Annotated in this window: 9 protein-coding genes; all 9 read right to left on the reverse strand. The window is 67.5% G+C overall.

The window, feature by feature from the left end; translation table 11 throughout:
• Positions 1-174 (reverse strand): c-type cytochrome biogenesis protein CcmI (gene ccmI, locus N878_RS26800; protein ID WP_082457840.1); only part of this gene is annotated, 174 nt, incomplete at its 3' end.
• Entirely contained in the window at positions 171-659 is a 489-nt protein-coding gene (locus N878_RS11470) for a cytochrome c-type biogenesis protein (RefSeq protein WP_021443798.1), read from the reverse strand. The genes N878_RS11470 and ccmI, both read right to left, overlap by 4 nt.
• Positions 656-1195, reverse strand: coding sequence for a DsbE family thiol:disulfide interchange protein (locus N878_RS11475; RefSeq protein ID WP_021443799.1), 540 nt, complete (start codon positions 1193-1195; stop codon positions 656-658). Before N878_RS11475 ends, N878_RS11470 begins: the two co-directional genes overlap by 4 nt.
• Positions 1192-3165, reverse strand: coding sequence for a heme lyase CcmF/NrfE family subunit (locus tag N878_RS11480; protein WP_021443800.1), 1974 nt, complete (start codon positions 3163-3165; stop codon positions 1192-1194). The genes N878_RS11475 and N878_RS11480 overlap by 4 nt, the downstream gene beginning before the upstream one ends.
• The gene (ccmE, locus tag N878_RS11485) at positions 3162-3650 is read right to left on the reverse strand and encodes a cytochrome c maturation protein CcmE (protein WP_021443801.1); all 489 of its coding nucleotides are present in this window, start codon (positions 3648-3650) and stop codon (positions 3162-3164) included. The genes N878_RS11480 and ccmE overlap by 4 nt, the downstream gene beginning before the upstream one ends.
• A complete protein-coding gene (ccmD, locus tag N878_RS11490; protein ID WP_021443802.1) occupies positions 3647-3823 on the reverse strand; it encodes a heme exporter protein CcmD in 177 nt (58 codons plus the stop codon). The genes ccmE and ccmD overlap by 4 nt, the downstream gene beginning before the upstream one ends.
• A complete protein-coding gene (locus N878_RS11495) occupies positions 3820-4575 on the reverse strand; it encodes a heme ABC transporter permease (protein ID WP_021443803.1) in 756 nt (251 codons plus the stop codon). The genes ccmD and N878_RS11495 overlap by 4 nt, the downstream gene beginning before the upstream one ends.
• 72 nt (positions 4576-4647) lie before the next feature.
• Complete coding sequence (ccmB, locus tag N878_RS11500) at positions 4648-5319, reverse strand: heme exporter protein CcmB (RefSeq protein WP_021443804.1); 672 nt, start codon at positions 5317-5319, stop codon at positions 4648-4650.
• Positions 5316-5574, reverse strand: a 259-nt coding sequence (locus N878_RS11505; protein ID WP_021443805.1) for an ATP-binding cassette domain-containing protein, incomplete at its 5' end; no start/stop codon positions are given. The genes ccmB and N878_RS11505, both read right to left, overlap by 4 nt.

A 5574-nucleotide genomic window follows, 5' to 3' on the forward strand; every position in this document is an offset into this window, starting at 1 on the left:
CACGCCGGCCTGGCGCTGGGTTTCCAGCTCCTGCAGGCGCTCCTGGTAGAGGGTGACGTTGAGGGCGGTGCGGTCTTCCTCGGCCTGCAGCTTGCGAATGCGCAGCACCGGGATCAGCAGAAACGCCAGGGCGGTCAGCAGCAGCAACCCGGCGGGCAACCAGAAATCGATCATTGGTCTTTCTTGTCCTGAGAGTTTTGCTCGAGCAGCGCGGCGAGGCGCTGCTGCTCATCGGCGGAGAGGCCGGCGGCCGGGCGCGTCTTCTGCTGCTTGCGGCGGCGCAGGACGATGGTCCCGAGCACGCCGAAGCCGATCAGCAGCAGGCCGGCCGGGCCGTACCAGAGCAGCAGGGTGCGCCCGGTGACGGGCGGGTTGTAGAGCACGAAGTCGCCGTAGCGCGAGACCAGGAAGTCGATGATCTGCTCGTTGCTCTTGCCCTCCTCCAGCATGCGGAAGATCTCGCGGCGCAGGTCCATGGCGATCGGCGCGTCGGAATCGGCGATGTTCTGGTTCTGGCACTTGGGGCAGCGCAGTTCTTCGATCAGGTTGCGGTAGCGCTGGCGCTCCGCCTCGCTGGCGAACTCGAAGGTGTCGATGGCGGCCTGGGCGCCGGCCAGCAGGCCCAAGCTGAGACCGCAACTGAGCAGCAGGCGCTTCATGGCTGCACCTCGTCGACCAGTTGGTGGTAGATCGGCGCCAGCTTCTCGCGCCAGACGCGCTCGTCGATGGTGCCGACGAACTTGTGGCGGATGATGCCCTGGGCATCGACGAAGAAGGTTTCCGGCGCGCCGTACACGCCCAGGTCCAGGCCGAGGCTGCCCTTGGCGTCCTCGATGTTGAGCTGGTAGGGGTTGTGCAGGTCGCGCAGCCATTTCTGCGCCGGCTCGCGTTCATCCTTGTAGTTGACCCCGTGGATCACCACGCCGGCCTCGGCCAGCTTGTTCAGCACCGGGTGCTCGTGACGGCAGGCCGGGCACCAGGTGGCCCAGACGTTGACCAGCGCCGGTTTGCCCTTGAGGTCCTCCTGAGTCAGGGTGCGCGCCGGATCGTCCAGCGACGGCAGGCTGAAGGCCGGGAAGGGCTTGCCGATCAGCGCCGAGGGCAGCTCGGAGGGGTCGAGGAACAGCCCGCGGTAGAGAAACACGGTGATGCCGAGAAAGGCCAGCAGCGGCAGCAGCAGCAACAGTCGTTTCATGCCTTGGCCTCCGCCATGCCGAGGACTTCGCGCACGCGGGTGCGCACCTTGATCCGGTAACGCGAATCGCTGGCGGCGAGGAAACCGCCGAGGCCCATCAGCAGCGCGCCCAGCCAGATCCAGCGGACGAAGGGTTTGATGTGCACGCGCACCGCCCAGGCGCCCTGCTCCAGCGGCTCGCCGAGGGCGACGAAGAGGTCGCGGGTGAAGCCGGCGTCGATGCCCGCCTCGGTCATGGTCGCCTGCTGCACGGTGTACAGACGCTTCTCCGGGTGCAGCACCTTGATCTGCCGCTCGCCGTCGAACACCCGCACCGTGCCCTTGTCGGAGATGAAGTTGGGCCCCTCATGGTGCACCGCGCCGTCGAACTGGAAGCGATAACCGCCGAGTTCCACCGTATCGCCCGGCGCCATGCGCAGGTCGCGCTCGTAGCTGCCCAGGCTGGTCAGCACCACGCCGAGGGCGCATACCGCGAAACCGAAATGTGCCATCTGCATGCCCCAGTAGCTGCGACCGAGGCTCGGCAGGCCCTTGAGCAGGCCCTTGTGACGGGTCTTGTCGAGGATGTCGCGGGCACCGGCCAGCACCACCCAGGCCGCCAGCAGGCAGACGGCGAGCACCGCCCAGTGGAAGTCGCCGTGGACGAAGGTGGCGACCAGCGCCAGCACCACGCTGGCCACCAACACCGGCGCCAGCATGCGCCCGAGCCAGTGCAGCGGGGTGTCCTTCCAGCGCACCAGCACGCCGACGCTGATCACTGCCATCAGCAGCGCCATCAGCGGCACGAACAGCGCGTTGAAGTAAGGCGGGCCGACCGACAGCTTGGCCCCGGTCAGCGCGTCGAGCACCAGCGGGTAGAGGGTGCCGAGCAGGATCATCGCCGCGGCTACCACCAGCACGATGTTGTTGACCAGCAGCAGGGTCTCGCGCGACCACAGGCCGAAGCCGACCTGGCTGCGCACCACCGGCGCGCGCAGGGCGAACAGCGCCAGCGAGCCGCCCACCACCAGCAGCAGGAAGGCGAGGATGAACACGCCGCGCTCCGGGTCGGTGGCGAAGGCATGCACCGAGGTCAGCACCCCGGAACGCACCAGGAAGGTACCGAGCAGGCTGAGGGAGAAGGCGGCGATGGCCAGCAGCACGGTCCAGCTCTTGAACACCCCGCGCTTCTCGGTCACCGCCAGCGAATGGATCAAGGCCGTCCCGACCAGCCAGGGCATAAAGGAGGCGTTCTCCACCGGGTCCCAGAACCACCAGCCGCCCCAGCCCAGTTCGTAGTAAGCCCACCAGGAGCCCAGGGCGATGCCGATGCCGAGGAAGGCCCAGGCGACTATGGTCCAGGGCCGCGACCAGCGCGCCCAGGCGGCGTCCAGCTTGCCGCCGAGCAGCGCGGCGATGGCGAAGGCGAAGGCAACCGAGAAGCCGACGTAACCCATGTACAGCATCGGCGGGTGGACGATCAGGCCGAAGTCCTGCAGCAGCGGGTTGAGGTCGCGACCGTCCATCGGCGCATTCGGCAGCAGGCGCTCGAAGGGGTTGGAGGTGACGATCAGAAACAGCAGAAAGCCGATGCTGATCATGCCCATCACCGCCAGCACGCGGGCCAGCATCTCTTCCGGCAAGTGGCGGGAGAAGATCGCCACGGCGAAGGTCCAGCCGGCCAGGATCAGCGCCCACAGCAGCAGCGAGCCTTCGTGGGCGCCCCACACGGCGCTGAACTTGTAGTACCAGGGCAGCGCGCTGTTGGAGTTGTTGGCCACGTAGGCGACGGAGAAGTCGTCGACCATGAAGGCGTAGGTCAGGCAGAGGAAGGAAAACAGCAGGAAGGCGAACTGGCCCCAGGCGGCCGGCTGCGCCAGGCTCATCCACTGGTGGTCGCCGCGCCAGGCGCCGATCAGCGGCAGCGTGGCCTGCACCAGGCACAGGCACAGCGCCAGGATCATCGCCAGATGGCCGAGCTCGGGGATCATTGCGCACTCTCCTGCTGGTAGGCCTGTTTGCCGGCAGTGGCGGCGTCGTGTTGCTGCTTCATGCCGCTCTTTTCCAGCGCCTGCATCACTTCCGGCGGCATGTAGTTCTCGTCGTGCTTGGCCAGCACCTCGTCGGCCACCAGCACGCCCTGCTCGTTGACCTTGCCCAGGGCGACGATGCCCTGGCCCTCGCGGAACAGGTCGGGGAGGATGCCCTGGTAGCGGATGGTGATGCCCTTGGCGCCGTCGGTGACCACGAAGTCCACCTCCAGGCTGTCCGGCGAGCGCTTCACCGAGCCCTCCTCCACCAGCCCGCCGGCGCGGATGCGGGTATCGAGCGGCGCCTCGCCGTCGGCGATCTGGGTCGGGGTGTAAAACAGGTTGATGTTCTCCTGCAGCGCGGTCAGCGCCAGGGCCACGGCGATGCTGACGCCGCAGAGGATGGCCAGAACGATGTACAGACGTTTCTTGCGGACCGGATTCACTTCGACTTCTCCCGGCGCAAACGGCGCGCCTCGTCTTGCAGGTAACGGCGGCGCGCCAGGATCGGCCACGCCACATTCAACGCCAGCACCGCCAGGCTGATGCCGTAGGCGCTCCACACGTAGGCGCCATGGCTGCCCATGGCGAGAAACTCGGCGAAGGAGGAAAAACTCATGCCTTGCCCTCCACCAGGGATTCGACCTCGGCTTTCACCCAACTGCTGCGCGCCTCGCGCTTGAGCACCTCGGTGCGCATGCGGTAGAGCAGCACGGCGCCGAAGAAGCAGTAGAAGCCGAGCACGGCGAGCAGCAGCGGCAGCCACATTTCCACCGGCATGGCCGGCTTCTCGGTGATCTTGAAGGTGGCGGTCTGGTGCAGCGAGTTCCACCACTCCACCGAGTACTTGATGATCGGGATATTGACCACCCCGACTATGGCCAGCACCGCGCAGGCCTTGGCCGCGCTGTCGCGGTTGCTGATGGCGTTGCCCAGGGCGATCACGCCGAAGTAGAGGAACAGCAGGATCAGCATCGAGGTCAGGCGCGCGTCCCACACCCAGTAGGTGCCCCAGGTCGGCTTGCCCCAGATGGCACCGGTGAGCAAGGCGATGGCGGTCATCCAGGCGCCGATGGGCGCGGCCTGCTGCAGGGCGACGTCGGCCAGCTTCATCTTCCACACCAGGCCGACCAGGCCGGCGACCGCCAGCATCACGTAGATCGACTGGGCGAGGAAGGCCGCCGGCACGTGGATGTAGATGATCCGGAAGCTGTTGCCCTGCTGGTAGTCCGGCGGCGCGAAGGCCAGGCCCCAGACCAGCCCGGCGGCGATCAGCAGCCCGGCGGCGATGCTCAGCCAGGGCAGCCAGCGGCCGCTGATCTCATAGAACCACTTGGGCGAACCCCACTTGTGAAACCACGTCCAGTTCATCGCTCGACTCATCACTCAAACGTGGCCCGGATGCAATCCGGGGAAGCGCGGGCCACGGTTCACGGTTCGTTATTATTCGCCGACGCTGATGGTCAGGCCGGCGGCAATTGCAAAAGGTGTCAGGGTCACCGCCAGGGCGGTGAGGCTGGCCAGCCACAACAGGTGGCCGGTCGCCGGCAATCCTTGCAGGGCCGCCTGCAGCGCCCCGCTGCCGAGAATCAGCACCGGGATGTACAGCGGCAGAATCAGCAGCGCCAGCAGCAGGCCGCCGCGCTTGAGACCGACGGTGAGCGCCGCGCCCACCGCGCCGAGCAGGCTCAGCACCGGGGTGCCGAGCAGCAGCGACAGCAGCAGCACCGGCAGGCAGCGCCCGGGCAGGCCGAGCATCAGCGCCAGCAGGGGCGCCAGCAGCACCAGCGCCAGACCGCTGAACAGCCAGTGTGCCAGCACCTTGGCCAACACCAGAAGAGGCAGGGGGTGCGACGAAAGGACCCACTGTTCCAGCGAGCCGTCCTCGAAATCGCTGCGGAAAAGCCCGTCCAGCGAGAGCAGCACGGCCAGTAGCGCCGCCACCCACAGCAGCCCCGGCGAAAGGGTTTGCAACAATTGCGTCTCCGGCCCCACCGCCAGCGGGAACAGCGCGACCACTATGGCGAAGAACACCAGCGGATTGGCCAGTTCGGCCGGACGCCGCGCCAGCAGGCGCATTTCACGGGCGAGCAGCAGGCTGAAGACGTTGCTCATGCGGCGTGCTGCCCCAGGTCCAGTTCGCGGTAGGTGGCCGGCTTGTGCTGCAGGCTGTGGTGGGTGGTCAGCACCACCCCCCCGCCGCGCTCGCAGTGCGCCGCCAGGTGCTGCTCCAGCTGCGCCACCCCTTGTTTGTCGAGGGCGGTGAAAGGCTCGTCGAGCACCCACAGCGGCGGCGCATCGGCCAGGTACAGGCGCGCCAGGGCGACGCGGCGCTGCTGGCCGGCGGACAGGGTGTGGCTGGGCACGTCC

This window comes from Pseudomonas sp. EGD-AK9 (assembly GCF_000465935.2).
Taxonomy (GTDB): domain Bacteria; phylum Pseudomonadota; class Gammaproteobacteria; order Pseudomonadales; family Pseudomonadaceae; genus Aquipseudomonas.